This window comes from Geothrix mesophila, assembly GCF_022808835.1.
GTDB lineage: Bacteria > Acidobacteriota > Holophagae > Holophagales > Holophagaceae > Geothrix > Geothrix paludis.
In genome coordinates this window covers 1-25,773 of the sequence record NZ_JAKZLD010000003.1, presented here as the reverse complement: position 1 = coordinate 25,773, position 25,773 = coordinate 1, and the positions used below count along the sequence as shown (strand labels likewise).

Sequence of the window (25,773 nt, the reverse complement as noted above, 5' to 3'; positions counted from 1 at the left end):
TGGCCGCTGGCGGAGGACGGTGCGCCCAGGGGATCATGGAGCGTGCCCCACGGCACGCCTGGAGTGCCCATGCGGTTCCTGAAGTCCCTGTTCTGCTCCGTTCTGCTGGCGGCGACCGCCTGGGCCCAGAAGGCCGATCCCTCCTTCGATGCGATCAAGAGCGTGAGCTTGGCCTTCCAGAAGGGGGCCGTGGTGCTCACGGTGCCGCCGGGCGCCCACCTCAAGGCCTCGTTCATGGAGGTGGCGAAGAAGGGCGGCGCCGGAACGCTGAAGGTGGGCCCCCTGCCCGCCACGGACGCCCAGGACGAGATCGGCGACGGCGTGTGGCACGGCACCGTGCGCATTCCCCTGCGCGGGGAGGGCCTCAGCGGCACCGTGAAGCTCGAGGTCACCTACCAGCCCTGCACGGAGGGCGAGGGCGGTGTCTGCTTCCCGCCGACGACGCGGACGCTGGAGGTGAAGGCGGCTGAGATTCCGGTGGCCGCGCCCGCGGCCGTGCCGGCGGAGAAACCTGCGGTTTCTCCGGTGGAAAAAACGGCAGAGCCGGCGACCCCTGCGGCTTCACCTTCTCCCACGGCGCAGGCGGCTGCGCCTGCGCCTGTCTCCGAGCACTCGGGCCTGTTCTGGTCGCTGCTCCTGGTCTTCCTGGCGGGCATGGGGGCCTCGCTCACGCCCTGCGTGTACCCGATGATCCCCATCACCATGGCCATCGTGGGGGCCAAGGGCAGCGGCAAGGCCAGGGGCTTCGCGCTGTCTGCCATGCTGGTGCTGGGCATGGCGGTGACCTACACCACGCTGGGCGTGCTGGCTGCCCGCAGCGGCGCGGCCTTCGGGGCCTTCGCGCAGAAGCCTGCCTTCCTCATCCCTGTGTCCCTGCTCTTCGCGGCCTTCGCGCTCTCCCTCTTCGGGGCTTTCGAGATCGCGCTGCCCCAGGGGCTCGCCCTGAAGCTGCAGGGCGACGGCTCCCGCAAGGGCTTCGGCGGGGCTTTCCTCATGGGCCTCGTGCTGGGACCCCTCTCGGCGCCCTGCGTGGGGCCCGTCATCGGCGCGGTGCTGGTGGGCATTGCCCAGCGGGGCGATGTCTTCATGGGCGGGCTCCAGCTCTTTGTCTTCGCCCTGGGCATGGGTGTGCTGTTCCTGGCCGTGGGCACCTTCTCGGCGGCCCTACCCAAGAGCGGCGACTGGCTCACGCGGTTCAAGCAGGGCATGGGCTTGGTGGTACTGGGCTTCGCGACCTGGAACGTGCGGCTCGTGGTGCCGGACTGGGCGAACTTCGCCATGTGGGCCGTGGTGATGCTCGCGGGCGCGGCGGTCTTCGGCGTCTTCGAAACGGCCGCGGGCCTGGTGGGCCAGCTCCGCAAGGGCCTCGCCCTGCTGATGCTGGCGCTGGCCCTGCTGCTGGGCGTGCGCACCGTGGAGACCTACCTCAAGGTGGACCTGCTGCCCAAGGGCGGTGTGGCGGCCGTCGTGGACGAGCATGCCGGCTGGATGGAGCAGGACCTCGAAGGCGCGCTGGCGAAGGCCAAGGCCGAGAAGAAGCTCGTGCTGGTGGACATCTACGCCGACTGGTGCGCCCAGTGCAAGGAGCTTGACGAGAAGACCTGGCCCGACGCCGCCCTGAAGCAGTGGATCGCCGCGAACGCCGTGCCCATCCGCATCGATACCGACGCCAAGCGCAAGGACCTGGCCGCCAAGCTCCAGATCCGCAGCTACCCGACGGTCCTCCTGCTGGACGCGGACGGCAGGGAGCTGCGCCGCATCCTGGGCTTCCAGAAACCCGAGGTCATGAAGGCCTGGCTGGAAGGAAAGTGAGGGACGGCGGCCTCGCCTAGAAGCGCCAGGCCGCGCCCGCGCTCACGCGGACGAGGCGATGGGACAGCACCCGGGGGAACAGGCTCCCGTCCAGGCGCAGGAGCCACTGCTTCCCGAGCGGCACCTCGACGCCGGCGCCGAGGTGAGGGGTGAAGCCCGAGGTGGTGGTCTCGCCCGAATCCGTCAGGAAGACGTAACCCTCGCCCCTGGTGGCGGTCCAGTAGGCCACCCCGACGCGGCCGTAGGCAGACGCGGAACCGAGGGGAAGCCAGGCCATCCCCGTGAGGCTGGTGGTGCAGACGTCCCGGTCCTCCGAAACCCCCGCGGTGATCACCGTGAAGTCTCCGTACAAGGTCTGGTCCACCTCGAACCCCCAGGTCCGGCGCCAGCGCCCCCCTCCATGCAGCGCAAAGCCGGCCGTGGTGCGGGAATCCGGCGCTCCGGCGACAGGGAAGGCGGGCCTGTAGTCCGCCCAGACGAGGGAGAGCCCGACGAACCCCTCCCAGTCGGGCTTCAGGACCGGTTCCTGCCCGTGGAGCGGGAGGGCCAGGAGCAGGACGAGCGCCCCGCCCGATACGGCGGCGGTACGGACTGGCGAAGGCGTGGCCATGGGATCCCCCGGCTCTGGACCTCCAGATGCGGGGAACATAACCCATGAATCATCAATGCGCAAATCCCCAAGCGGGGTTGACCGCCGTCCTCACTTCCCCAGGAAGGTCTCCAGCGTCTTCTCCAGGTTCTCGCCGCGGAGCTGGGCGCCGCTGGCGACGATCCTGCCGTCGGGGCCGACGAGCAGGGGCTTGGGGATGCCCTTCACGCCGTAGGCGTCGGCCACGGGGTTCTGGAAGCCGCCCTCGATGAAGGCGTGCTTCCAGGGCATGGGCGTGGCGGCCTGCTTCCGGAAGGGCGCGATGTGCTCGATGCGGCGGTCGAAGGAGAGCGAGAGGATCTCGAAGGGCTTCGTCTTGAACCTGGCCCAGGCGGCGTGCATGGAGGGCATCTCGGCGCGGCAGGGCGGGCACCAGGTGGCCCAGAAGTCGATGAGCACGTACTTGCCCTTGAAGGTATCCAGCGTGTAGATGGTCTTCGGATCGCCGAGGGCCTGGAGGTGGAAGGCCGGCGCCGGGCGCCCCAGGCCCGTCTTCAGCTCGCCCTCGAGGATGCCCTGGGCCTGCTTGGCCTGGCGGCTGCTGCCGAAGTCCTTCTGCAAGGTCTCGTAGGCGGGCTTCCAGGCGGCCTCGTCCTTGGCGTCCAGGCGCTCCCAGAAGTGCTCGAAGAGCAGGGTGCGGCGCAGCTCGGGATCCGCGTGCTTCGCCCGCGCCTCGGCCACGTAGGCGTCCCAGCCCTTGGGATCAGCTTCGGCGCGGGCAGTGAGCAGGCCGGGGTCCAGGCTCCAGGCGGCGGCGGTGGGTGGGACCTCCTGCTTCAGCTGAGCCAGGAAGGCCGGGGCAGGCTCGGCCTTGGCCAGCTGGAGGTGGAACAGCTTGCTCACCAGCAGCGCCTGGCGCAGCTCCGGGGCTTTTTCGACCGCCAGGTGCGCGTCCAGGTCCACCAGCTCCTTCGCGCAGTCGCCGCGGAAGTCCTTGGTGTTGCCGCCGGCCTTCATGAAGGCGGCGCGGGCCTCCATCACGGCCTTGGCCTTCGCCCGGGCGGCATCGAGCACGGCCTGGGGGCCGGGTGCCGGCGCGGGCGCGGGCGTGGACACTGGCGCGGGCGCCTGGAGCGCGGGCAGGGCCATCATCAGGGAGATCAGGGGTAGCGGCATGGATCCTCCGGCAGGCGGTCAGGCTCGCCGGATAGGATACCTCGATTCACGAGGTCATAGCTGGGCGGGTTTGCCCGGTTCCGCCGGCGGGGCCTGGGCTGGAGTTGGGGCCGGCGCCGGGGTCGGCATCGGGGTGGGGGAGACGACCCGCTCCCGCAGGGCGCGCATCACGGCCTGGCCCACGAAGCCGTCATGGTAGCCGATGTGCAGTTCGGCCAGCTTCCCCTGGCGGTCCACCACGAACAGCACGGGCACGGAGTAGACCATGTCCATGAAGTTGGAGGGACCCTCCTTGCCAAGGCCCGGCGTGAAGACGGGCATGTGGCTGCTCTCGAAGAACTGGCGGTTGCGGTTCATGAACTTGTGGATGGCCCGCCAGCCGCCCTCGATGCCGCTGTCCTGCTGGTTCTCGTCGAAATTGATCGCCAGGATCTCGAAACCGTACTGGCCCTTCTTGGGATAGAGGCTGGCGAATTCCTGGAGCATCTTGGCGGAGGGATCGCAGTTCTTGCTCCAGAGGCCCACCAGCACCACCTTGCCTCTGAGGCTGGCGATGGAGATGCCCTTGTTCTTCTCGTCGTAGGCGGCGAAGGCGGAGACGTCCTTGCGTTCCGCGGGAGGGAAGAACTGATCCCCCCGCTGGGAGTAGCGGACCGTGGAGGCGTCCGCCCCGTTGGGACCATACTGGCTCTTGTCGTTCAGTTCCGTCTTCTCCTGCATGATCCTCGGGCAGGTTGGATCGGTGGGGCTGTTGGCGTTGTTGAAGATACCCTGGGCCCCCAGGGCGAGGCCGGAGAGGGCCAGGAGAAGGCTGCACAGCGGAGGACGCGACACGGGACACCTCTCGGTGGGGATTGCCCACCACCCTATCGGAAGCTCCGTACCAGGTCGAGGCCCTGCTCCGTCCGGCTGAGGTACCAGGTGAGGGCCTGGCCATCCACCACGCGCACGTCCGCGTCCGGGAAGCGCCGCTGCAGCTCCGCCTGATGGCGGCGGTTGAAGCGGTAGGGCTCGGTGGGGAGGAGGATCAGCTCGGGTGCGAGGGCCGCCAGATCCTCGTCGGTCAGCGTCGGATACCGGTCCGGGCCGAGAGGTGTCAGGCCTCCCGACCGGAGGAGATCACCCACGTAGGTGTCGGATCCCGCGCTCATCCAGGGATCCTTCCAGATGAGGGCCAAGGTGCGGGGGCCCTTGCGGCGGCGTCCCTTCAGCGTGGCTTCCAGCGCCGAGGCGCGGGCCTCGGCGGCCTCGACGGCGCCGAGGCGTTCTCCCAGTTGGCGCAGGGCGCGCACGCAGTCCTTCACGGTCCGGATCTCCAGAGCCATCCAGGGGATGTCCAGGGCCGCGAGGGCGTCGGCGACCTCCTTCGGGTTCTCGTCCCGCTCGAGGATCACCAGGTCCGGGGCCAGGTCGCGGATGCGGTCCAGATCCGGGTTCTTGGTGCCGCCCACGGCCGGTACCGTGTTGCGGATCCACCTCGGCTCGATGCAGTACCGCGTCCGCCCCGCCAGCCGCGCCGCTAGGCCCCACTGGACCAGCAGCTCCGTCACCGAGGGCACCAGGCTGACGATGCGTTTCGGCGTGTCTCCCGTGGGAATCTGTGTGCCGGGTGCCGCGGCCTGAGGACTGAGGCCTGAGGCCTGAGGACTGGCGAGGGTCAGCCTCACCCCCAGGTGCGGATCCTTCATCTGCCCCAACCCCGTGGGACAGAGGTCCAGCAGCGGGCAGGCGGCGCAGTCCGGGCGGCGGGCATCGCAGGTGCGGCGGCCGTGGAAGATGAGCTGGTGGTGCAGCTCGATCCAGTCCTCCCGGGGGAAGAGGCGGCAGAGGTCCGCTTCCACCTTCTCGGGCGTGGCAGCCTTCGATAGGCCCAGGCGGCGCGCCACGCGGAAGATGTGGGTGTCCACGGCCAGGGCCGGCACGCCGAAGGCGTTGGCCAGGACGACATTGGCGGTCTTCTGGCCCACGCCGGGCAGGGCGCCCAGCTCGGCCGGGTCCGAAGGCACGCGGCCGCCGTGTTTCGCCATCAGCGCCTGCCCGAGTCCGATGAGGTTCTTCGCCTTGTTGCGGAAGAAGCCCGTGGACTTGATGAGGCCCTCCAGCTCGTCCGTCCGGGCCTCGGCCAAGCTGGCGGCGTCGGGGTAGCGGGCGAAGAGGGCCGGCGTGGTGAGGTTCACCCGGGCGTCCGTGCACTGGGCGCTGAGGATGGTGGCCACCACCAGCTGGAAGGGGTCCCGGTGGTCCAGGGCGCAGCGGGCATCGGGGTAGGCGGCCCGGAGCCGCCGCTGGAGTTCGCCGGGGTCGGGTCGGGATGCTCGCATCAGACCAGGATAAGAGCCCTGATCCGCCGGGAGGGCACCGGATTGTTAAACTGGGAGCTGAGGTGCCGCATGCCCACCACGCTCACGGGGAAGCTCGACTGCCAGGAGACCGCCCGGCACTACCTGGACCTGGTGCGCTCGAACGTGAAGAAGCTCGGGTTCTCCCCGGGCCTCGGCGTGATCCTCGGCAGCAGCGACCCCGGCAGCGTCACCTACCAGCGTTGGCTCATGAAGGACTGCGAGGACCTGGGCATCAACGCGGCGGACCTGCGCGTGGAGAACGGCATGCAGCTCGTGAAGCTCCTCGCCCGCCTGAACCAGGACGACAAGACCCACGGCGTGTTCATCTTCTATCCCCTGCGCTACCCCGAGATCAAGGATGACGAGGTGATGGACCTGGTGGATCCGGGCAAGGACATCGAGGGCCTCCACGCCATCAACATCGGCTTCCTCACCAAGTACCGGAAGCGCCTGGATGACGGCTCCCAGCACCGCTGCATGACGCCGTGCACCGCCCGGGCCATCGTGAAGACCCTCAAGCGGGGCTTCGGGGACGGCTGGATGGCCGGGAAGACCGTCCTCGTCATCAACGACAGCCTGCGCATCGGCCGGCCCCTCACGGCCATGGTGGCCAACCTCAAGGGCACGCCCATCCTCTGCCACGCCGCCACCAATCCGGCGCACCTGGAGGGCTTCGTCCGCATGGCGGACGTCATCGTGAGCGCGGTTCCCGCCCCCGGCTACCAGATCCGCACGGACTGGATCAAGGATGGCGCCCTCTGCTTCGACCTCAGCGGCGACGGCAACTTCGACTACGAGGCCCTGGACCGCCGCGGCATCCTCTACACCGACACCACCAAGAACAGCGTGGGCAAGGTCACGAGGGCCATGGCCCTGCTGAACCTGACCTACGCGGCGGGCGTGGAGTAGGCCTCCGCCGAGCCTCCTATACTGGCCCGACGTTCCCGAGGTTCCCATGCGCCCCGCCGCCGGTCTCCTGGCCTGTCTCAGCCCCCTCCTCCCGGCCCTGGCCCAGCCTGCGCCGGCGGGCCCGGGCACCCTGGTGACACCTCCCGCCGCGACGACGGACCCGGTGCCCTACGACTTCCAGCGTCTGGTGGTCCGGAAACGGGCCGATTCGCCCCCGTACCCTCCCCTGGCCCGCTTCGCGAATCTGGAGGGCGAGGTTCTGCTGCGGCTGACCATCTCGCGCTCCGGGTGGGTGGAGCGGGCCGAGGCCCTGGAGGGCCCCAGGCTGCTTCGCGAGGCCGCGGCGGCCTATCTGCAAGCCTGGACCTTCCAGCCCGTCGTCATCGACGGGACACCCGCGCGGGTGCAATGTGACCTGCGGGTACCCTTCCACCTCGACGCTGCGCCAGGCGCACCCCACCCCTCGGCGCCGCCGTCCAAGGTGGTGGTGGAGGTGGCGCAGAACTCGACGGAAGGACCGGCCGTCCTCGAGGCCGATCGCCTGGAGGCCGAGCTCGAGCGCTTCTTGGACCGGAGCGGCCTGACCCGGGTGGCGCCCTTGGAAGCGGGACCGCAGGACGCCTTCCAACTCGGGCTGCAGATTCAGGTCGTCCGGGCGGAGGGCCTGGCCATCTGCCAGGTCCGAGCGCGTTGCTCGCTATGGGAGGACCGGGACCTGACCGGAAACGTGCCCGGAAAACCGCCCCGCATCGCCTTCTTCAATCGGGTGGCTGGGCAGAAGGGCGATGCTGGCCTCCAGGATCTGGTCGCCGGTGTGCTCAGGCAGGGCCTGGACGAGGTCCTGGCGCCTCCGGCCCCGATCCGGGAGGTCAAGGCGGCCGCGAAACCATCGACGCCTGCCCCCGCCGCCGCGCCCGCACAAAAGGCCGGGGGCGTAGTGGACTTCGACTTCAGCCAGATCCGCGTGAAGCGCCAGCCGCCCGCGCCGCCGTACCCGACCGCGGCGAAGCTGGCCCGCGTGCAGGGCACGGTGGTGCTGGACCTGATCATCGATCCGCAGGGCGAGCCCGTCCGGGCCGAGGCGCGGGAAGGGCCGGTGCCCCTGCTGTTCACTGCCATCGGCTACGCCCTGGCCTGGCGGTTCGAGCCGGCCAAGCTCAACGGGGTGCCGCAGTATGCGCGGTTCCGCCTGACGATGCCTTTCCGGCTCCGCTGAAGGCCGGGCCGGAATTCAAAATCGGGCGGTGAGGGCCAGCCCCAGGGCGCTCCGCCGGCGGGGCGTGATCCCGTCGGTGAAGGGACGTTCCAGGTGCTCGCCTTCGAGGCTGAGGGCCCAGGCCGGGTGGAAGGCCCAGCCCATGCGGAGCCGGGGGCCGAGGAAGGCGCCCTCGCCGGGCGGGACCTCCACGATGGCGCCGAATCCCACGAAGACCGCGTTGGCGGTGGCGTTGGCATCCATGACGAACCGCAGGCTGGTGTCGCCGTCGTCCCAGTGCCGGGCCCCGAGGCCGACGCCCAGGTGGAGGTGCGCGAAATCGCCCTGGTCCCGCACCTGGAGGTCGGTGATGGGAACAGTGAACTCCGCGGCGGTGGCCTTGGGTTGGCGGATCACCGACACCATGGCCGCCTGGGCCCCCAGGGGGAGGGCGGAAAGGATGAGGAGGGGGATCCAGCGGCGCATGCCCCGGTTACTGCCAGGCGCGCAAGTGGTTTATCGGGTCCGCCATTCCTCCGCCAACATCCCATACACCGCATGATCCACGTAGCGGCCCACGAGGCGCTCGGCCTGGCGCAGGGTGCCTTCGTGACGGAAGCCCAGGCGCTCGGGAATGGCGCGGCTGCGGCGGTTGCGGACACCGGCCCGGATCTCCACGCGGTTGAGCTTGAGGGCGTAGAAGCCGTGGCGGGCTAGGGCCGACACGGCCGCGGTCATCAGGCCGTGGCCCTCGGCCTCCCGGGCCAGCCAGTAGCCGATGCCTCCGCTGCGGTTGGCCGGATCGAGCCACACGAAACCCGCCACGCCCACCAGGTCGCCCTTCCACCAGAGGCCGAAGGGCAGGGCCATGCCCGCGCGCGCCTGGGCCCGCACCCTCAGGATGTAGGCGCGGGAATCCTGCACGCTGCGGTTGTCGTCGGGCCAGGGCAGCCAGTGGCGTAGGCGGTCGCGGTTGGCGTCCACGAGGGCGAACAGGGGGCGCGCGTCACGCAGGCGCAGGGGGCGCAGCTCCAGGGCCCGCCCGGCCTTGATCGCCTCCGGCATCGCGACCCTCACTTGCCGGCGGGATCGAGCTGCGCCGCGGCGCGGCCAGCCCTCCACAGGACCAGCAGCTCATCGAGCAGGGCGCCGAACTGCTCCAGGCGCATGGCGTTCGGGCCGTCGCTGAAGGCCTTCTCCGGGCAGTCGTGCACCTCGAAGAAGAAGCCGTCCACGGCCGTGGCCGCGGCCCGGGCCAGGGTGGGGATCATCTCCCGCGCGCCGCCGGTGGCCTTGCCCAGGGCGCCGGGCTTCTGCACGCTGTGGGTGGCGTCGAAGATCACGGGGCAGCCCGTCTTGCGCAGGTGGGGGAAGCTCTGGAAGTCCACCACCAGGTTGCCGTAGCCGAAGCTGGAGCCGCGCTCGGTCACCCACACGGGGCCGTGGCCGGGCACGGACTGGAGCTTCTCCACGCCGTGCTGGAGGTCCCAGGGCGCGAGGAACTGACCCTTCTTCAGGTTCACGGTGCGGCCCGTGGCCGCGGCGGCCAGGAGCAGATCGGTCTGGCGGCAGAGGAAGGCGGGGATCTGGAGCACGTCCACGGCCTGGGCCGCGGGGCCGCACTGGCCGCTCTCGTGGACGTCGGTGAGCACGGGCACGCCGTAGCGGCTGCGGATCTCCGCCAGGATGTCCAGGCCCTCCTCCATGCCCGGCCCCCGGTGGCTGTCGCGGCTGGTGCGGTTGGCCTTGTCGAAGCTGGACTTGTAGATGAAGGGGATGCCCCGGGCCTCCGCCAGGTCCCGCAGGCTCGACGCCATCAGGTGGGCATGCTCCCGGCTTTCGATGACGCAGGGCCCCGCGATCAGGAAGAAGCTCTGGCCGGTGAAGGGTCGGGCGAAGTCCATGTGCACCTCTGCCTGCATTTTACCTCGACCTGGGTCATTTACGGGTTGTCATCCGTATTGCCGAACCTTCTAGCACAGTGTTCAATGATTCTCATCAACCCCATTTCCGGAGTCCAGCATGGCGAAGACGTTGATGGAAGACGATCTGAACCGGCGCCTGGTGGCCCTGCTCCAGCAGGAAGGCCGCATGAGCCACGCGGAACTGGCCGAGCGGCTCGGTGTGAGCCGCCCCACCATCATCGATCGCGTGAAGCGCCTGGAAGCCGACGGCATCCTGGCGGGCTACGCGGCCCGCGTGGCGCCGGCGGCCGTGAACAAGCCCAATGTGGCTTTCGTGGCGGTGCGCTACAAGGACAACAACGAGGCCATCGAGCAGCGCTTCATCAAGGCGCTGGAGGATGAGCCGGACATCCTGGAGGCCCACACGGTGGCCGGCGAGGACGCCCTCATGCTGAAGGTCGTGGCGGACACGCCGGCGGGCATCGCCGAGCGCCTGCGCCGCATCCGCGCGCTGGGTCCCATGGTCACCACGCGCACCACCATCGTGCTGGAGACCCACTGGGAGAAGGCCGGCCCCAGCCCCTTCCCGGCGGGCGACGCCGCGGGGAAGAAGGCCAAGAAGTGATCGCGCGAACCCCCGAGCCGCCCTACCTCGCCGTCATCTTCAGCAGCCAGCGCACCCCGGGCGACCAGGGCTACGGGGCCATGGCCGACCGCATGGTGGAGCTGGCCCGGGCGCAGCCCGGCTTCCTCGGCGTGGAGAGCGCCCGGGATGCCGAGGGCTTCGGCATCACCGTGTCCTACTGGAAGGACGAGGCCTCCATCGCCGCGTGGAAGGCGCATGCCGAGCATGCCGTGGCCCAGCGCCTGGGCCGGGAGCGGTGGTACGGATCCTTCCACCTGCGGGTCTGCCGCGTGGAGCGCGAAGCGGGCATGGGCACGCCCTGATGCTCGCCTGGCTCGCCTACCTCACCGTGGCCGTGGTGTGGGGCTCCACCTACTTCGCCATCGCGCTGGGCCTGGAGTCCTTCACGCCCTACGGCCTAGTGGCGGCGCGCTTCTCCCTCGCGTCGGTGCTGGCCCTGGCGGTGGGGCGGCTGCGGCGGGAGCCCTGGCCCCCGGCCCGGGAAGTGGGCCACCTCATGATCGTGGGGGCCCTGCTGCTGGGAGGCTCCAACGCGCTGGTCTCCTGGGCCGAGCTGCACGTCTCCTCGGGCCTGGCGGCGGTGCTGGCGGCCCTGGTGCCCCTGTGGCTGGCGGTCTTCTCCATGGCGAAGCAGCCGCTGGGCCCCAAGGGCTGGATGGGGCTCCTGCTGGGGCTGGCCGGCGTCTGCGTGCTGGTGTGGCCTTCGGGCGGCACGCGCGTTCACATGGGCGGGCTGGCGGCCCTGGTGGCGGCGCCCATCATCTGGTCCTGGGGCACGCTGCACGGCAAGCACTTCGTCCACGGTGGCGGGCTGCTCACCAACGTGGGCATCCAGATGGCCACCGCCGCGGTCATCGGACTCACAGTCGCGCCCCTCACCGGCGGATTCCTGCGGGGACCGCTCACCCACAGGGCTGTGGGGGCCGCGATCTACCTGGCCCTGTTCGGCTCCATGCTGGCCTTCTCCGCCTACGTCTACCTGGCCAAGGCCTGGCCGCCGGCGAAGATGGGCACCTATGCCTACCTGAACCCGGTGGTGGCCGTGCTGCTGGGGGGCCTCATCCTCCACGAGCCCTTCGGCCCGCGCCAGGTCCTGGGCATGGCGGTCATCCTGGGAGCGGTGGCGCTGGTGCAGCTGCGGCCGGCGACTCCCGGGGCCGCGAAGGGCTGAGGGGGCGGGGAAAGCCGGGCATGGCCTCGAGGTCGTGGAAGAGCTTCCCTTCGATCTTGCGGAGGGAGGCGTGGAGCTGGCGCTCCCGCTTCGCCTGCTCGGCCGGGGCCAGGGCCCCCAGCTCCCGGCGGGCCCACAGCACGTAGTACGTCTCCTCCCAGAGCGGCTTCCCGGCGTCGGCGCGGAGGAGCTTCGCCTCCACCACCGCGGGGCTGGACCAGCGGCCCATGAGCACCGAGCCGCCGATCCAGAAGGCGCTCTCCTCGAGCAGCTCGTAGGCCCCGAGGCCCACGGCCAGCCGCGGGTCGTGGGCCAGCACGCCCACCCCCACGCCCCATCCCACGCCGCTGGCGATGCCCCAGGCGATGTACTTGGTCCGCACCTCGCCCAGGCTGGTGATGGTCAGGTCCAGCCGCAGGTCCGAGGCCGGATCCAGGCGCAGGCTCCGGGCCGCGGCCTCGGCGCGCAGGTCGGCCTCGAAGGCCGCGCGTTGGGCCTCGAGGGCGGCCCTGCGCGACTCGGGTGTGTCGGCCTCTCCGCCGGGCTCCTTCAGGCGGGCGAGCTTCCGGCTGTGGTCTTCGACGTGGACCGCCAGGGCCAGCGCCGGCCCGCCGGGTTCCGGCCGCAGGTCGGCCAGGGGCAAGCGGCACGCGAACCCCGCCAGCGCGAGGGCCGCGGGCAGGAGGGCGCGGAGCGTCATGCGGCGGGGCTCCCCTTCAGCAGCTCCCATGCGGCGGCGGCCAGGATCAGTACAGCGATCCCGGCCACCCAGGGCATCCAGGGTCGGGCGCGCTCATCGGCCCCGACCCGGCGGGGAAGGCCCTGGGGATCAGGCTCGCTGGCGCCGAGGGTCAGGGGGGCGACGGCGGTCAGGACCTGGAGGGAGGGCAGGGCGCCCAGGCTGCCGGGCGCGGGTTTGGCCTCCCCCCCCAGGTGGAGGACGTACGCCTGTCCCGCCTCCACGGGGAAGATCAGGGTCTGCCGCCGCACCAGGGCGCGCACCTGCTGGGGCGTGGCGCCGTCGGGCAGCGTCAGGGTGAGCGTCTTCGCCAGCGTCGGCGCGAGGGCGATGCGGCTGGAGCGCGTGCCCAGCGCCGGGAGGTTCCAGACGAGGTCGCGGCCGGTCCAGGTCTGCGCCATCGTCTGCGCCATCCCGGGCCGCTCCGTCTCGGCATGCTCTCCCACCCGGACGTCCGGCGCGAGGGGCGCGGCTGGCGGCGCCAGCACCAGGTCGAGCCCCACGATGCGCTCCGTGTCGGGCAGCGTCAGCCGCCAGGTTCGCGGCCGGCCCGGCTCCGGGGTGAGGGCGCCCTCGAGAGCCAGCTCCGCTTCCAGGGCTTCAGGCCGGGTCTCTGCCCGCACCGAGAGGCCGCGGATGCGCGGAGCTTCCCCTTGCGTGGCCAGCAGCGCCAAGCGGTAGCGCTGGCCGTCCCAGGGGAGGTGGAGGGTGTGCCGGTGGCCCGAGGGCGACAGGTCGTAGAGGTGCATGGCGGCAGGGGCATCGTAGGCGATGAAGGCCCCGCCGTCGCCCTCGTCCTCGCGTCGCCGCTCGGCCTTCACCTGGGCCACCCAGGGGGCGTGTCCGTCGAGGTCGAAGTCGAGTTCCAGCGTCTCCCGCTCGCCTACCCGCCAGCCCTCGGGAAGCTTCAGCGAGAACTCGGCCGTGGGCCGGCCTTCGGCGTCCCGCCCGGTCAGCAGGTGGTCCAGGGCCAGGGTGCGGGGTTCCCAGAGACCCTCGCGGGCCTCCAGGAAGGGGACGCTCCGCCCCTCCGCATCGCCGATCCAGGCGCTCTTCATCTGGCGTTGGGCGTCCGCGTCCAGGGGCAGGCGGGCCCATCCGCTGGCGGCGGACGCCGGGATGGGCCGCCGGCGCAGGGCTGCGGCGTCTTCGCGGGCGCAGGCGAGGCCGAGCAGGAGGAGGCCCAAGGGAGCGATCAATCGGATAGAGGTCATGCGTTTCCCTCGGGATGGTGCCGGTGGGCGAGGATGGCGGCCGCCATGCCGATGGCCCCCACACCCAGGAAGGCCAGGGCGCGCAGGGGGGTGTCGGCGCGGTCGAGATCCGACACGATGAGCTTGAAGCTGGCGATCCCCATCCAGGCGTAGCCGGCGGCGAGCAGGGCGCGGCGGGCCGCGTCGCACTGGCCCAGGCCGCGCATCCACTGCCAGGCGCCGGACAGGGCCCACACCAGCGTCATGGCGATGGAGGCGGCGCGGGAGGGGCCCCAGGCGGTCGGGGCGGGAGTCTGGAGCCACTGCACCAGCCGGGCCGCTTCGAAGGCCAGGGTCACGTTGGCCGTCACCTCCAGGGCGAGGAACGAGACCACGCCCAGGGGGCCGCCGCGCCGCGTGAGCAGGAACCAGGCGGCGGAGGCCAGGGCGCCTTCGACGAAGGCGGCATGGAGGAAGGGCACCGATCCGCTGCCATGGAAGAACAGGCTGTCCAGCCCGTGGAACGCCCAGCGCAAGGTGGTGAGCAGCGCCATGCCCGCCGCCAGCCAGCGCAGGGCGGTGGCCTCCTGGGCGAACTCGCCCTCCTCGGCTTTCCGGGAGGCCCAGGCCAGACCCAGGGCGAAGACGCCCCAGAGGGGGCCCACCCAGCGCCAGGCCAGGGCCACGGGCACCGCCAGGGCGAGATGCCCCGCGGCCAGGGCCAGCAGGCCCCAGTCCGCCTGACGGCCGCCCAGGCGGCGGCGCAGCGGCTTCACGAGGGCGAGGTTCAAGGTGGCGAGGACGAGCACAGGCGCTGCGAAGGCTTCGGGCGCGAGGTCCAGGCGCTTCCACACCAGGCCGCCGTACGTGGTGGCCAGGATCGAGGCGACCAGCCAGAGCACGGTCGGCGTGCCCGGTTTCTCCTCCCGTCCCGGCAACCAGGCCCAGCCTCCGGCCAGGGCCAGATGGAGGGCCAGCAGGCCCGCCAAGGCCGGGGCATCGGCTCTCAGCACCTCGGTGCAGGCGGGGAGCAGCAGGAGCCAGGTGCCGATGAGCGCCGTCCAGCGGGCGCCGTGCCAGGCCTCTCCAGTCTTGGCGAGGTAGGGCACCGACAGCGCCGCGGCCATGAGCACGGCCAGGTAGATCGCGAGGGCCACCTCGTGGTGCCCGCCCTGGCTGAAGACCAGCGGCGCGGCGAGGCCGGAGACCAGGGCCACGGTCAGGGCGCCGCCGCTGCGGCCCCGGGCCGCCAGGCCGCCGGCCACCAGCGTGACCAGGGCCGCGGCCACCAGGCCCAGGGTGGCGGGGTAGAAGTGGTAGGCCATGGCCCCGGCCCGGAAGGTGAACTGCAAGGTACCCAGGCCCGCCAGGAGCAGAGCCACACCCAGGCGGCGCCCCTCGCCGAGGATGAGTCTCCCCGCGGTGCCAGCGATGGCGGCGCCGACCAGCAGCCCCAGGGCGAAGCGCAGCTCGGCCCCGAGCCACCCCTGCTGGATGGCCCAGTGGAAGAAGAACGTGGCCCCCACGAGGAAGAGGGCAGCCGCCGCACCGGCGATCCAGACCACCGGGGAAATCGGCTTCCGGGGCGCGGCGGGCGCCTTGCGGGGCCTGGGCGCGGCGGGTGGGGGCGTGGGCGCCTGCTGGCGCTGGAGGAGCCAGGCCACCTGGGCCTCCAGGCGGGCCACCCGCTCAGTGAGATCCGGTGAGGCGGACTGATCCTGCGGAAGCTCGGCCATGAGGTCTCCATACGGAAGCGTATGGAATCATGGAATGGCGGTTCCGACCCTGTCAAGCGGCCCGATCTTGCCGACAGGTCAGCCGATGACGCGGTCCCGGCCCTCGGCCTTGGCCCGGTAGAGGGCCTTGTCGGCCCGCGCCAGCAGGCGCTCCAGGCTGTCCGCGGGACCCTCCCAGGTGGCCAGGCCGACGCTCAACGTCACGCGGTCGTTCTTGGGAAGGCCCGGCAGGGGCTCGAGGACCACCTGCTCGCGGAGCCGCTCCGCCAGGGCGCGGATGCCCTCCAGCTCGGTCTGGGGCCCGTAGGCCAGGAACTCCTCGCCGCCGATGCGGCCCAGCTGGTCCACCTTGCGCAGGGCGAAGGACATGCGCTGGGCCATGACGCTGAGCACCTGGTCGCCGGTGGCATGGCCGAAGCGGTCGTTCACGGCCTTGAAGTGGTCCAGGTCGATGAGCATCACGGACAGGCTCTGTCCGAAGCGGCCGCACTGATCCACCTCGATCTTGAGCATGTCGAGGATGTGGCGCCGGTTGAACAGGCCCGTCAGCGGGTCGCGGATGGCCTGGTGGTAGAGGCGGAGGCGGGAGTCCTCCAGGGTGAGGAGGCGGCCCAGCTCCTCGTTGGCGATCTCGAACAGACGCTCGTACTCCTCGACGGAGCGGCGCTCGGCGAAGAAGCCCAGGGCGCCCACGGCCGGGTAGCCGGGCATGAGGGCAGGCATCACGCGCATCACCGGGTCCCGGAGGGTGCGGCGGCGCTCGTCCCCGTCATCCACGGGGTGCCAGCGGCACTCGGTCGGGACCCCGGCGGGCGAGAGCTGGAGGAGGGCGGCCTCAAGGGCTTGGCGGTCCTCCTCGCTGGCCGAGGTGCCGTGGGCCCCGTGGCAGACGGTGCCTTCTTCGCCCATGTAGGAGACGAGGATGGCCCCGGGCAGCACGAGCTCCTGGAGGATCTCGATGAACCCGCGGATGAGCCGCAGCGTGTCGTGCTCCACGGTGTAGAGGCGGGAGATGGAGTCGCGCAGCGCTGTCTCCACCACGCGCTGCTCCAGGGCCATGGCCAGGCGGCGCTGGATGGCGTCCACGCCGAAGTTCTCCTGGGCGAGCCGGGGGGTGCCGGGAAGGGGCCGCAGCCGGTCGGTCTGCTCCACCAGGGAGGTGGCCGCCTCCACCACATGGTCGAGGTCCCGCCCCTTCACGAGGAAGCGGTCCGCGCCGCAGGTCTTGGCCCAGAAGCGCGCCAGGCCCACGCCCTGGGCCGTCAGCAGGAGCACGGGCAGGTTGCGCGTGGCCCGGTCGTCCTTCAGCAGGCGGCAGAGCTGGTAGCCGTCCAGGAGGGGCATGACGCAATCGCTCACCACTACGTCCGGGCATTCCGTGGCGAGGACGATGAGGGCCTCGGCGCCGTTCTTGGCTTCCAGGGTGGTGTGTCCGTGCCGCTGGAAGAGGTGGTGCAGGAGGCTCAGCTGGATGGGATTGTCGTCCACCAGGAGTACCTGGAGGGTCTTGGTGGCCTTGGCAGCGGCAATCGTCATGGGTCCAGCGTCAGGTGGGGGAGGAAAGCCGGATGAGGGCGGAGGTAGGAACCTTCCCAGGGGCCAAGCATGGGATGCTGGACGGGGAGGCTGCCCCATGATGGCCACCGTCGGGTGGAAAGAACAGAGAAAGGTGAGTCCGTGGATGCACCCCTGATTCTGGCCCTGGGCCGGACCTGGCTCCGGGAACGGAGCGAGCTCCCCGTCGAGGCCGTCTGGGCCTCGAACCGGGCCCTGGGCCTGCGCTGGGCGGGCCGGAAGGCCGCCGAGGGCTGGGTGCTGCTGCTCCAGCCCAGGCCCGAACTCTGGCTGCTGGACACGGGCCATCCGGCTTGGGCGCGCCTTCAGGCCGAGGCCCCGAAGGACAGCGGGAAGCTATGGGGCCCCTGGCTCCAGGGGGCGAGGCTGAAGGCCGTGGAGGGGGATCCCCGGGAACGCTGGCTGGGCCTCGTCTTCCAACGGCGAGCCATCACGGGCCGCCTGGAGACCGTGCGTCTGGCCTTCCAGGCCATTCCCGGCCGGGCCGGCATCCGGGCGGACGGCCTGGACACCCAGATCCCCCGCCTGGGGCTTGGCTCGCCCTTCCCCGCTGCGGCGCCGGCGCCCTCCGAGGATCCGCCCCCGCTCCGTCGCTGGCGGGAGCGCTGGGGCGCGGACCTGGAACGGGCCCTGGCGGGGGAGATCCCCGAGGTCCTGGAGGGCGATGGGGGTCTGCTGGAGCGGCATCACGCCTGGTCCGAGGGACGTGCCGAGGCGCTGATCCTGGCTCCCGCGAAGGCCGCGGCGGAGCGGAAGCGCCAGGCGGAGGTCGCGCGCATGGACCGCCTGGCCCAGGCCCTGGCCCGGGACCGGGCGAAGCACGAGGCCGTGCTGCCACTCAAGCTTCAGGCCACGCGCCTGGCGGCGGAGCTCTATCGCCTCAAAGGGGCTACGGGCGAGGCCGTGCTGCTGGATGGAACGCGCGTGCCTCTCCCGGAAGGACGCCTTGCCGAGGACGCCGCCCAGGCCTGGTTCGCCGCGGCCAAGAAGGCGGAGCGGGGCCTGGCGCGGGTGCGGGAACTGGAGGCGGAGCTGGCTCGCGAGCGGGCCGCGTGGGCGAAGCGGATGGAAGCCGAGGCCTCGGGCCTTGCGCCGGAGCCGCCCCTCGCGCGACAACTGGGTGCGAAGGGGAACGCGAAAGATTCGGTGAAAGGCAAGGGGACGAAGCGGATGGGCGGAGCGGAGGCGAAACGCAAGGATGGCAAGGGCATGGCCTTCCGCAGCGTCATGGTGGATGGCTTCGAGGTGCTCATCGGCAAGGGCGACGCGGAGAACGATCAGCTCACCTTCAAGGTGGCCGACAACACGGACTTCTGGCTGCACGTGGCCAGCGTGCCCGGCAGCCACGTGGTCATCCGCAATCCCGACAAGCTGAGCGAGCTGCCGCGCCACGTGCTGGAACGCGCCGCCGAGCTGGCCGCCTACCACAGCAAGGCCCGGGACGGCGGCAAGGTGGAGGTCCACCTCGCCCGCATCGCCGACATCAGCAAGCCCCGTGGTTTCGCGCCGGGCAAGGTGATCCTTAAAAAATGGGTGGGGATCCGGGTCTATCCCAAACCCTGAGGGCCCTGGTGGTGAGGGCTACTCCGCCTTCACCGCGAAGGGCTTGAAGCCGGCCTTCTTGAGCTTCTCGGCGGTCCTGTCGATGGCGGCGCGGTCCGCCGATTTGGCGAGGCGCACCTTCAGCTGGCCCTTGTCCTTGAGGGTGGTGGTGGCGAAGCCGGCGGCCTTGGCCTTCTCGGCCACACGCTTGGCCTCGGCCGCATCGGAGGTGGACACGAGCTGGAGGGTCCAGGCGCCCTCCCGGGCCGGCGCCGCCTCGGTCCTGGGTTCGGTCCTGGGCTCCGGCCTGGGGGCGGTGGCGTCCACCCGCGGGGCCGTCACGAACTTGTCCGGGCCTTCGCCCTCGAAGATCTTGAGCTGGTCCACCAGCGGCTCGGGAAGGTCCTTGAGCTCCTCCTCCACGCCTTTCTGGGCGGGGCGGCGCAGGGCGGCGCCCTGCTTGCCGACCTGCACGCCCAGGACGAAGGCCAGGGTGACCAGGCCCACGCCCACGCCCGCCACCCACAGGATGGACTGGCTGCCGATGCTGATCTGGTCGCGCTGGATCATCGTCGTTCCAGCCTAACGCCTTCGAACAGCGCCGCGAACTGGGCGCCCGAACTGGCGGGGGCGGTGACGAGGGCGCGATCCGCGGGCTCCAGGAGGGCCGTTGCCAGCAGCTGGCCGCCGGAGCCGCCGAACTCGCCCCAGAGGGCCTTGGGGAAGCGGGCCACGGGCCAGTGCGGATGGGCGGCGGCCAGGCGGGCCTCCAGGGCGTCGAGCCGGCCCAGCCCGTTGCTGCCGCCGATCCAGCGCGTCGGGACGGCCCCGCCGAGGGCCTGGGTCGATGCCTCGGCCAAGGCGCGGGCGCGGGCCTCGATTCCATCTCCGGGTGTGGACCGCGAGGCCAGGGCCCGCAGGAGGGCCCTGGGGCGGGCACCCCGGGCTTCGGCCCGGTCGCGCCGCTCCAGCAGGAAGGCCTGGGCCCCTTCGCCCGGCAGGAAGCCCCGGCCGGAGCCGACCTCGGGATGGCCGTGGCGGGCCAGCAGGCGGGCGCCGCGGCAGATGTCGAGGAGCAGGGGGAAGAGGCCATCCGCCCCCAGGACCAGCGCGGCATCCGCCAGGCCGCCGCGCAGCCAGCGGGCCGCCTGCTCCAGGGCCGCGAGGGCGGCACTCTCCCGGTCGACGAAGGTGGCGCTGGGGCCCTTCAGGCCGAAGGCCAGGGCCAGGTGGCCGCTGGCGGCGTTGGCCACCGTGTTGGGGAAGAGCAGGGGCGAGGCCCCGTCGGGTCCCCGCTGGAGGTAGGGCCGCATGAAGGCCTCGCTGGCCTCGCTGCCGCCGGTCATGGTGCCCACGGCCACGGCGATGCGGTCGCCCATCGGTTTCGGATCCAGGCCCGCGTCCCGGAAGGCCTGGTGCGCCGCGACCCAGGCGAAGCGTGAGACGCGATCCAGGCGTCGCAGCTGCATGGGCGGGATGATGCCAGCCGGGTTGAACGCGGCGCAGATCGCGCCCCGGCCCTGGCCCAGCGTTTCTGGCAGGTCCGCGAAGCAGGGCTGCCCCGAGGCGAGACCGGCCCCCGCGGCCTCGACGCCGTCTCCGCAGGGAAGCACCAGGCCCAGGCCTGTGATGACGAGGTCGCCGCTCATGCCCCGCTCCAGCGGCGCAGGGCCAGGCTGACGTTGTTGCCTCCGAAGGCGAAGGCATTCACCAGCGCCGCGCGGATCCGCCGCGGCTTCGCCGCCAGGGGCGTGCAGTCCAGGTCGCAGGCGGGATCTCGATCCTCCAGCCGCAGGGTGGGGCTCACCACCTGGTCCCGCAGGGCCAGGATGGCGGCGGCGGCCCCGAAGGCTCCGGCGGCGCCCAGGGTGTGGCCGAACTGGCTCTTGGTGCTGGTGACGGAGACGGCGTCGGCGGCCGCGCCCAGGGCCCGGCGGATGGCCAGGCACTCGGCGCCGTCGTTGGCGGGGGTGGCCGTGCCGTGGGCGGAGACCAGGTCCACTTCGGCGGGATCCAGCCGGCCCGTGCGGAGGGCCATGGCCATGGCCCGGGCCGCGCCTTCGCCCTCGGGATGGGGCGCGGTGGCGTGGTGGGCGTCCATGCTGGCGCCGTAGCCCAGCACCTCGGCGTAGATGGTGGCTCCCCGGGCCAGGGCCCGGTCCAGGGGCTCCAGCATGATCTGCACGGCGCCCTCGCCCAGGTTGAGGCCCGCCCGGTCCCGGCTGAAGGGGCGGCATTTCCGGGCATCCACGGCCTTGAGGCTCGAGAACCCGGCGTAGGTGGTGCGGCAGAGACCTTCGGCACCCCCGGCCACGGCCAGGTCCAGCTCCCCGGCGGCCAGGCGCTCCCAGGCCTGGCCCAGGGCCAGCAGGCTGGAGGAGCACGCGTTCATGACGGTGGCCCGGGGGCCTTCGGCGCCGAGCCCCCGGGCGAGGGCGTCCGTGACCGTGCAGGGGCTCTGGTAGGCGGACTCCGCGGCCCGGCCGCGGCGCCCGGCCAGGCGGTCCTTCAGGTAGGCCTCGGCCACGGGCAGGCCACTGGTGCCCGCGCCCTGGAAGACGCCGATGCGGGCCGGATCGCCATCGGGCTGGAAGCCGCCGAGCGCCTCCACCAGGGCCCGCAGGGCCGCGACCTCGCACAGGGTCTGGTGCCGAAGGGGCTCCAGGGCCACCTGGCCCGCGACCTGGGCCGGTTCCGCCGGCAGGTCCAGGCGGGAGAGGGGCCCCAGGCCATCCCGTCCGGCGAGCATGGCGGACCAGGTGCCTTCGCGGTCCAGGGCCAGCGAACTCACGATGCCCAGGCCCGTGACGACCACGCGGTTCATAGGCGCTTCACCAGCAGGGTCGCCGTGCAGAGGTCGCGCCCTTCGCAGGTGACGGTGCCCTGCAGGCGCATCAGCCCGGCGAAGGCGCCCTCCGCGGCCACCTCCAGGCGCAGCCGGTCCCCGGGAAAGGCCGGGGCGTGGAACCGGGCGTCCCGCACGCTCGCCAGGAAGATGGAAGCCCCGTGGAGGGTCCCGGCCTCCAGGAAGCCGCCGGCCTGGGCCAGCATCTCGAGCAGCAGGGGGCCGGGGACCTGGGCGCGACCGGCGGGATGGCCCTGGAGGTAGGGTTCGCCGGCCGTGACGAGCTTTTCGGCCACCACCCGCAGGCCCGGCTCCCGCTCCAGCAGCCGGTCCACGAGGAGCATGGGCGCGCGGTGCGGGAGGTGGGCCAGGATGTCCATGGGCGGGACGTCAGGCTTTGGCGTGCTCGGCGATGAAGTCCGTGAGGGCCTGGACGGACTTGAACGCCCGCATGCCCGCGGCTTCGTCCTCGATCTTCACGCCGAACACCTGCTCGATGCCCAGCACAAGCTCCAGGGCGTCGATGGAGTCGAGCCCCAGGCCTTCTCCGAAGAGCGGGGCCTGGTCCTCGATCTGGTCCGGGGTCAGGCCCTCAAGCTTCAGGCGCTCGATGATCATCTCTTTGACGCGCAGCTTGAGGTCGCTCATGACAATCCCGGCAGATCAGTGGAAGTGGTGATTCTATCCTCAACCCGGGGGCCCGGTGGGGTTGTGATATTGGCACGGTTTCGGGATCCGCAAAGGGCGCTAAGCTGGATCCTCGCGGAACCCTCCGCCCGAGAGCGCCATGGCCCAACCCGTATCGCCCTTCCTGCCGGTCCTGATCCTGCTGCTGGTCGCCGCCGTGACGGCCGTCGCGATCCTGTTCCTCTCGGGCAAGGCGCTGGCGCTGCTCAAGCCCCGCAACCCGCAGGAGGCCAAGCTGCGCCCCTACGAGTGCGGCGTGCCCATCCAGCAGCCCGGGGCGCGGCACAAGTATTCCGTGCGGTTCTACCTCACGGCCATGCTGTTCATCCTGTTCGACGTGGAAGCCGCCTTCCTCCTGCCCTGGGCCGTGACCTTCAAGCATGCCCTGTGGACCTTCGCGGCCATGCTGAGCTTCATGGCCACCCTGCTCGTGGGCTTCATCTACGCCTGGGGCAAGGGCGCCTTCGAGTGGGAGCACTGACCATGGCCGAGATGAACATCAACGACGCGGTGGTGACCACCCGCCTGGACGCGGTGGTCAACTGGGGCCGCAAGAACAGCCTCTGGCCCATGCCCTTCGGCACCGCCTGCTGCGCCATCGAGTTCATGAGCATGCAGGCGTCCAAGTACGACATGAGCCGCTTCGGCGCCGAGGCCATGCGCTTCAGCCCCCGCCAGAGCGACATGATGATGATCCTGGGGACCGTCACCAACAAGATGGCGCCCGTGCTGCGCACCATCTACGCCCAGATGGCCGAGCCCAAGTGGGTGATCTCCTTCGGCGTCTGCGCCAGCTCCGGCGGCATGTACCGCACCTACGCCACCCTCCAGGGCGTGGACCGGGTGATTCCCGTGGACGTCTACGTCCCCGGCTGCCCGCCCCGGCCCGAGAGCATGCTCTACGGCGTGATGAAGCTGCAGGAGAAGATCGAGAAGGAATCCCTCTCCATGCGCAAGGACCACATCGCGCGGTTCTACGAGAGCCTGGCCCGGCAGGACGCGCTCCAGGCGGAGAAGGGCCTCACGGGCCAGCAGACCATCCGCGAGATGCTGCTGGACGCGGCCGAGCACGGCGCGGGCACGATCTTTTAGGCGGACGGACCATGATCATCGAGCACATCGACGCACAGCTGCCGGGCGCCATCTCCGACCGCCACGACTTCCGGGGCGACCAGACCATCGTGGTGGCGAAGGGGAACCTCCTCGCCCTGGTGGACCTGCTCCACCGCGAGGGCTTCCAGCTCCTCGTGGATATCACGGCGGTGGACTGGCCGGAGCGTGAGCAGAGGTTCGACGTGGTCTACCACTGGCTCAACCTCGCCAGCCAGGAGCGCCTGCGGGTGAAGGTGCCCGTGGCCGACGGCGAGACCATGCCCACCCTGACTGGCCGCTTCAAGACCGCCGACTGGTTCGAGCGCGAAGTCTTCGACCTCTTCGGCATCCGCTTCGAGGGCCATCCCAATCTGAAGCGCCTGCTCACCTGGGACGACTTCCAGGGGCACGCGCTCCGGAAAGACTTCCCCCTGGATGGCGGCGACCCCTTCTGCATGGAAGGCTGCACCGCTCCCTACAACAACGGCGAACGGACCAGGGGCTGAGGACGCTATGACCATGGATTCCATCGCCCTCTCCCGCCAGATGCTCGACGGCGATCACATGATCGTCAACTTCGGGCCCTCGCACCCCACCACGCACGGCACCCTGCGCATCGTCCTCGAGCTCGAAGGCGAGACCATCATCCGGGCCACCCCGGAGATGGGCTACCTCCACCGCGGCGTGGAGAAGCTGGGCGAGAGCCTCAGCTACCAGCAGTTCATCCCGCTCACCGACCGCCTGAACTACTGCAGCTCCATCATGAACAACGTGGGCTACGCCTGCGCCGTGGAGAAGTTGCTGGGCATCGAGATCCCCAAGCGGGCCCAGCAGATTCGGGTGCTGGTCTCCGAGCTGGCGCGCATCGCCGACCACATCGTCTGCGTGGGCGTGAACGCCGTGGACATCGGCGCCTTTACCGCCTTCCTCTACCTCTTCAAGCAGCGCGAGACCGTCTACGACCTCTTCGAGATGGCGGCGGGCCAGAGACTGCACACCAGCTTCACCCGCATCGGCGGCCTCTTCCGCGACATCCCCTCGGAGTTCGTGCCCCTCACGGAGCGCTTCCTCGTGGAGTGCGAGGCGGCCGTGGACGAGTGCGAGCGCCTGCTGACCCACAACCCCATCTGGTACGACCGCACCAAGGGCATCGGCGCCATCAGCCCCGAGGACGCCGTGAACAGCGGCTACACGGGCCCATGCCTCCGCGCCGCCGGCGTGCCCCAGGACCTCCGCAAGGCTCAGCCCTATCTGGGCTACGAGACCTACGACTTCGACATCCCCGTGGGCACCACCGGTGACGTGTTCGACCGCTACCTGGTGCGCATCGAGGAGATGCGCCAGAGCCTGCGCATCATCCGCCAGGTGCTGGACCGCCTCGAGCCGGGCCCGATCATCGTGGACGACTACAAGGTGGCCCTGCCGCCCAAGGAGAAGGTCTACACGCGGATGGAGAGCCTCATCCACCACTTCAAGCTCATCATGCACGGCATCGACATGCCCGTCGGCGAGGTCTACAGCGCCACCGAGGCCGCCAACGGCGAGTTGGGCTTCTACATCGTGAGCGACGGCGGCAAGAACCCCTACCGCATCCGCGTCCGTCCCCCCTGCCTGCCCATCTTCAGCAGCTTCGAGGAGCAGGTGAAGGGCTGCCTGATCGCCGACGCCGTCGCCGTCCTGGGAGCCATGAATATCATCGCCGGCGAACTGGACCGCTGAACAACCACAGCCTGTAACGGCACGGATGTCACGAGGACGAGCGCAGCGAGCCTCACGGTGCCGAAGGCGACGCGGCGCGCCGAGTGATCGTCGTCGCGGGCGAGCTCGACCGTTGAGCCGCGCCCGCCGATTTACTTGCCCAGGGTCTCCAGCTGGGTCCGGTAGTCGTCCCGCAGACGCTCGAGCATGGCCAGGAGCTGGGTGCGCTCCTCCACGGAGAGGCAGCGGTCCACCTGCTGGCTGAGGGCCTGGTGGCGGTCATGCATGCGGGCCTCCAGGGCCAAGCCCTTGGCCGTGATCTGGACCCGGCTGCCCCGCCGGTCGGCCGGGTTCTCGCAGCGCTTCACCAGGCCCCGGGCCTCCAGCCGGTTCACGAGGCGGGGCACGTCCGCGAAGCGGTAGATCATGCGGCAGCGGATGTCCTTCACTAGGTAGCCGTCCTTGCCGCCGCCCTTGAGGATGCGCAGCACGTTGAACTGCTGGTCGGAGAGGTCCTCCGGCTCGTAGAGCGCCTGGTCAAAGAGCCGCGCGACATACTCCCGGGTCAGGAGGATCGCCAGGGCCACCTCATGGCCCGGCTCGAGGGGCTTGGTGATCTGGAGTTCTTCCTGGATGTGCATGGTCCTGCTCCGGCTGATCCAAGATGACATGGTTTCCCCAAAAAAGGTGTTGCAACTTCATTGGAAGCGCCTAGACTGAATTGCATGGTGAAACACCTAATCTCCGGAGGCTCCATGCGACACCCCTTCCGCACCCTGCTCGCCACCCTCGCCTTGGCGACCGTGCCCGCCCTGGCCGGCCAGGACACCTACAAGATCGACCCCGTCCACAGCGAGGTGAGCTTCAAGGTCAGCCACCTGCTCGCCAAGGTCAGCGGCCGCTTCACGAAGTTCGAAGGCAC

The 25,773-nt window shown here is 70.9% G+C and carries 28 protein-coding genes and 2 pseudogenes; 12 read left to right on the top strand and 18 right to left on the bottom strand.

Translation table 11 applies throughout. The annotated features are described in order from the left end of the window. Window positions 1-69: 69 nt before the first annotated feature. Window positions 70-1,812 carry a protein-disulfide reductase DsbD family protein gene (locus MLG87_RS10090; RefSeq protein ID WP_243295056.1) on the top strand — a complete coding sequence of 581 codons (1,743 nt, stop codon included), beginning with the start codon at window positions 70-72 and terminating at the stop codon, window positions 1,810-1,812. Window positions 1,813-1,828: 16 nt separating this feature from the next. Here MLG87_RS10090 and MLG87_RS10085 read toward each other — a convergent pair whose 3' ends face one another. The 5 genes and pseudogenes from MLG87_RS10085 to nth form a co-directional block, all read right to left on the bottom strand. After that, entirely contained in the window at window positions 1,829-2,422 is a 594-nt protein-coding gene (locus tag MLG87_RS10085; RefSeq protein WP_243295055.1) for a porin family protein, read from the bottom strand. Window positions 2,423-2,512: 90 nt separating this feature from the next. Beyond that, window positions 2,513-3,577 (bottom strand): TlpA family protein disulfide reductase, encoded by a 1,065-nt coding sequence (locus MLG87_RS10080; protein WP_243295054.1) that lies wholly within the window; start codon window positions 3,575-3,577, stop codon window positions 2,513-2,515. 54 nt (window positions 3,578-3,631) lie between these two features. Next, window positions 3,632-4,411, bottom strand: a complete 780-nt coding sequence (locus MLG87_RS10075; protein WP_243295053.1) for a TlpA disulfide reductase family protein — start codon at window positions 4,409-4,411, stop codon at window positions 3,632-3,634. A gap of 32 nt (window positions 4,412-4,443) precedes the next feature. Then, window positions 4,444-5,139 (bottom strand): annotated as a pseudogene (locus tag MLG87_RS16380) (helical backbone metal receptor); the annotation flags it as partial. 21 nt (window positions 5,140-5,160) lie between these two features. Next, window positions 5,161-5,898, bottom strand: a pseudogene (gene nth, locus MLG87_RS16375) (endonuclease III); the annotation flags it as partial. Between the two features lie 69 nt (window positions 5,899-5,967). On the opposite strand from nth, the gene MLG87_RS10065 reads away from it, so the two are divergent. Continuing rightward, window positions 5,968-6,828: a bifunctional 5,10-methylenetetrahydrofolate dehydrogenase/5,10-methenyltetrahydrofolate cyclohydrolase gene (locus tag MLG87_RS10065; protein WP_243295051.1), complete on the top strand. Its 861-nt coding sequence runs from the start codon at window positions 5,968-5,970 to the stop codon at window positions 6,826-6,828. Between the two features lie 46 nt (window positions 6,829-6,874). After that, window positions 6,875-8,044 carry an energy transducer TonB gene (locus MLG87_RS10060; RefSeq protein WP_243295050.1) on the top strand — a complete coding sequence of 390 codons (1,170 nt, stop codon included), beginning with the start codon at window positions 6,875-6,877 and terminating at the stop codon, window positions 8,042-8,044. A 15-nt stretch (window positions 8,045-8,059) separates the two neighbouring features. Here the strand turns inward: MLG87_RS10060 and MLG87_RS10055 are convergent, their stop codons facing one another. From MLG87_RS10055 to kdsA, 3 genes are read right to left on the bottom strand one after another with little or no spacing between them, the layout of a single operon-like run. Then, a complete protein-coding gene (locus tag MLG87_RS10055) occupies window positions 8,060-8,509 on the bottom strand; it encodes a hypothetical protein (RefSeq protein WP_243295049.1) in 450 nt (149 codons plus the stop codon). Window positions 8,510-8,539: 30 nt separating this feature from the next. Next, window positions 8,540-9,088 (bottom strand): GNAT family N-acetyltransferase, encoded by a 549-nt coding sequence (locus tag MLG87_RS10050; protein ID WP_243295048.1) that lies wholly within the window; start codon window positions 9,086-9,088, stop codon window positions 8,540-8,542. An 8-nt stretch (window positions 9,089-9,096) separates the two neighbouring features. Next, a complete protein-coding gene (gene kdsA / locus MLG87_RS10045) occupies window positions 9,097-9,927 on the bottom strand; it encodes a 3-deoxy-8-phosphooctulonate synthase (RefSeq protein WP_243295047.1) in 831 nt (276 codons plus the stop codon). A 118-nt stretch (window positions 9,928-10,045) separates the two neighbouring features. Here kdsA and MLG87_RS10040 point away from each other — a divergent pair, with 118 nt between their 5' ends. From MLG87_RS10040 to MLG87_RS10030, 3 genes are read left to right on the top strand one after another with little or no spacing between them, the layout of a single operon-like run. Further along, window positions 10,046-10,552 (top strand): Lrp/AsnC family transcriptional regulator, encoded by a 507-nt coding sequence (locus tag MLG87_RS10040; protein WP_243287242.1) that lies wholly within the window; start codon window positions 10,046-10,048, stop codon window positions 10,550-10,552. Next, window positions 10,549-10,875: an antibiotic biosynthesis monooxygenase family protein gene (locus MLG87_RS10035; RefSeq protein ID WP_243295046.1), complete on the top strand. Its 327-nt coding sequence runs from the start codon at window positions 10,549-10,551 to the stop codon at window positions 10,873-10,875. The genes MLG87_RS10040 and MLG87_RS10035 overlap by 4 nt, the downstream gene beginning before the upstream one ends. Then, complete coding sequence (locus MLG87_RS10030) at window positions 10,875-11,744, top strand: EamA family transporter (protein ID WP_243295045.1); 870 nt, start codon at window positions 10,875-10,877, stop codon at window positions 11,742-11,744. Before MLG87_RS10035 ends, MLG87_RS10030 begins: the two co-directional genes overlap by 1 nt. Here the strand turns inward: MLG87_RS10030 and MLG87_RS10025 are convergent. The 4 genes from MLG87_RS10025 to MLG87_RS10010 form a co-directional block, all read right to left on the bottom strand. Further along, window positions 11,680-12,444 carry a hypothetical protein gene (locus MLG87_RS10025; protein WP_243295044.1) on the bottom strand — a complete coding sequence of 255 codons (765 nt, stop codon included), beginning with the start codon at window positions 12,442-12,444 and terminating at the stop codon, window positions 11,680-11,682. The genes MLG87_RS10030 and MLG87_RS10025 overlap by 65 nt on opposite strands. Beyond that, window positions 12,441-13,697, bottom strand: coding sequence for a hypothetical protein (locus MLG87_RS10020; RefSeq protein WP_243295043.1), 1,257 nt, complete (start codon window positions 13,695-13,697; stop codon window positions 12,441-12,443). The genes MLG87_RS10025 and MLG87_RS10020 overlap by 4 nt, the downstream gene beginning before the upstream one ends. After that, on the bottom strand, window positions 13,694-15,412 hold the full coding sequence (locus tag MLG87_RS10015; RefSeq protein ID WP_243295042.1) for a DUF2339 domain-containing protein: 1,719 nt from the start codon (window positions 15,410-15,412) through the stop codon (window positions 13,694-13,696). Before MLG87_RS10015 ends, MLG87_RS10020 begins: the two co-directional genes overlap by 4 nt. Before the next feature lie 78 nt (window positions 15,413-15,490). Then, window positions 15,491-16,948, bottom strand: a complete 1,458-nt coding sequence (locus tag MLG87_RS10010; RefSeq protein WP_243295041.1) for a GGDEF domain-containing response regulator — start codon at window positions 16,946-16,948, stop codon at window positions 15,491-15,493. Between the two features lie 141 nt (window positions 16,949-17,089). Between MLG87_RS10010 and MLG87_RS16305 the strand changes: the two genes are divergently transcribed. Next, window positions 17,090-18,550: an NFACT RNA binding domain-containing protein gene (locus tag MLG87_RS16305; protein WP_341848586.1), complete on the top strand. Its 1,461-nt coding sequence runs from the start codon at window positions 17,090-17,092 to the stop codon at window positions 18,548-18,550. A gap of 18 nt (window positions 18,551-18,568) precedes the next feature. Here the strand turns inward: MLG87_RS16305 and MLG87_RS10000 are convergent, their stop codons facing one another. From MLG87_RS10000 to MLG87_RS09980, 5 genes are read right to left on the bottom strand one after another with little or no spacing between them, the layout of a single operon-like run. After that, window positions 18,569-19,099, bottom strand: a complete 531-nt coding sequence (locus MLG87_RS10000; RefSeq protein WP_243295040.1) for an SPOR domain-containing protein — start codon at window positions 19,097-19,099, stop codon at window positions 18,569-18,571. Then, entirely contained in the window at window positions 19,096-20,178 is a 1,083-nt protein-coding gene (locus MLG87_RS09995) for a beta-ketoacyl synthase N-terminal-like domain-containing protein (RefSeq protein ID WP_243295039.1), read from the bottom strand. Before MLG87_RS09995 ends, MLG87_RS10000 begins: the two co-directional genes overlap by 4 nt. Then, window positions 20,175-21,353 (bottom strand): beta-ketoacyl-[acyl-carrier-protein] synthase family protein, encoded by a 1,179-nt coding sequence (locus MLG87_RS09990; protein WP_243295038.1) that lies wholly within the window; start codon window positions 21,351-21,353, stop codon window positions 20,175-20,177. Before MLG87_RS09990 ends, MLG87_RS09995 begins: the two co-directional genes overlap by 4 nt. Beyond that, window positions 21,350-21,754 carry a 3-hydroxyacyl-ACP dehydratase FabZ family protein gene (locus tag MLG87_RS09985; protein ID WP_243295037.1) on the bottom strand — a complete coding sequence of 135 codons (405 nt, stop codon included), beginning with the start codon at window positions 21,752-21,754 and terminating at the stop codon, window positions 21,350-21,352. The genes MLG87_RS09990 and MLG87_RS09985 overlap by 4 nt, the downstream gene beginning before the upstream one ends. A gap of 10 nt (window positions 21,755-21,764) precedes the next feature. Then, window positions 21,765-22,022: a phosphopantetheine-binding protein gene (locus MLG87_RS09980; RefSeq protein WP_243295036.1), complete on the bottom strand. Its 258-nt coding sequence runs from the start codon at window positions 22,020-22,022 to the stop codon at window positions 21,765-21,767. Between the two features lie 139 nt (window positions 22,023-22,161). Here MLG87_RS09980 and MLG87_RS09975 point away from each other — a divergent pair, with 139 nt between their 5' ends. Genes MLG87_RS09975 through nuoD form a run of 4 tightly spaced genes read left to right on the top strand, consistent with a single transcriptional unit; the run spans window position 22,162 to window position 24,872 of the window. Then, window positions 22,162-22,542, top strand: coding sequence for an NADH-quinone oxidoreductase subunit A (locus tag MLG87_RS09975; protein ID WP_243295035.1), 381 nt, complete (start codon window positions 22,162-22,164; stop codon window positions 22,540-22,542). Between the two features lie 2 nt (window positions 22,543-22,544). Further along, window positions 22,545-23,153: an NADH-quinone oxidoreductase subunit B gene (locus MLG87_RS09970; RefSeq protein WP_243287228.1), complete on the top strand. Its 609-nt coding sequence runs from the start codon at window positions 22,545-22,547 to the stop codon at window positions 23,151-23,153. Window positions 23,154-23,164: 11 nt separating this feature from the next. After that, the gene (locus MLG87_RS09965; RefSeq protein WP_243295034.1) at window positions 23,165-23,659 is read left to right on the top strand and encodes an NADH-quinone oxidoreductase subunit C; all 495 of its coding nucleotides are present in this window, start codon (window positions 23,165-23,167) and stop codon (window positions 23,657-23,659) included. A gap of 40 nt (window positions 23,660-23,699) precedes the next feature. Continuing rightward, on the top strand, window positions 23,700-24,872 hold the full coding sequence (gene nuoD / locus MLG87_RS09960) for an NADH dehydrogenase (quinone) subunit D (protein WP_425250892.1): 1,173 nt from the start codon (window positions 23,700-23,702) through the stop codon (window positions 24,870-24,872). Between the two features lie 131 nt (window positions 24,873-25,003). Here nuoD and MLG87_RS09955 read toward each other — a convergent pair whose 3' ends face one another. Beyond that, a complete protein-coding gene (locus MLG87_RS09955; protein WP_243295032.1) occupies window positions 25,004-25,492 on the bottom strand; it encodes a MarR family winged helix-turn-helix transcriptional regulator in 489 nt (162 codons plus the stop codon). Between the two features lie 84 nt (window positions 25,493-25,576). Here MLG87_RS09955 and MLG87_RS16370 point away from each other — a divergent pair. Next, window positions 25,577-25,773, top strand: a 197-nt coding sequence (locus tag MLG87_RS16370) for a YceI family protein (RefSeq protein WP_425250889.1), incomplete at its 3' end; no start/stop codon positions are given.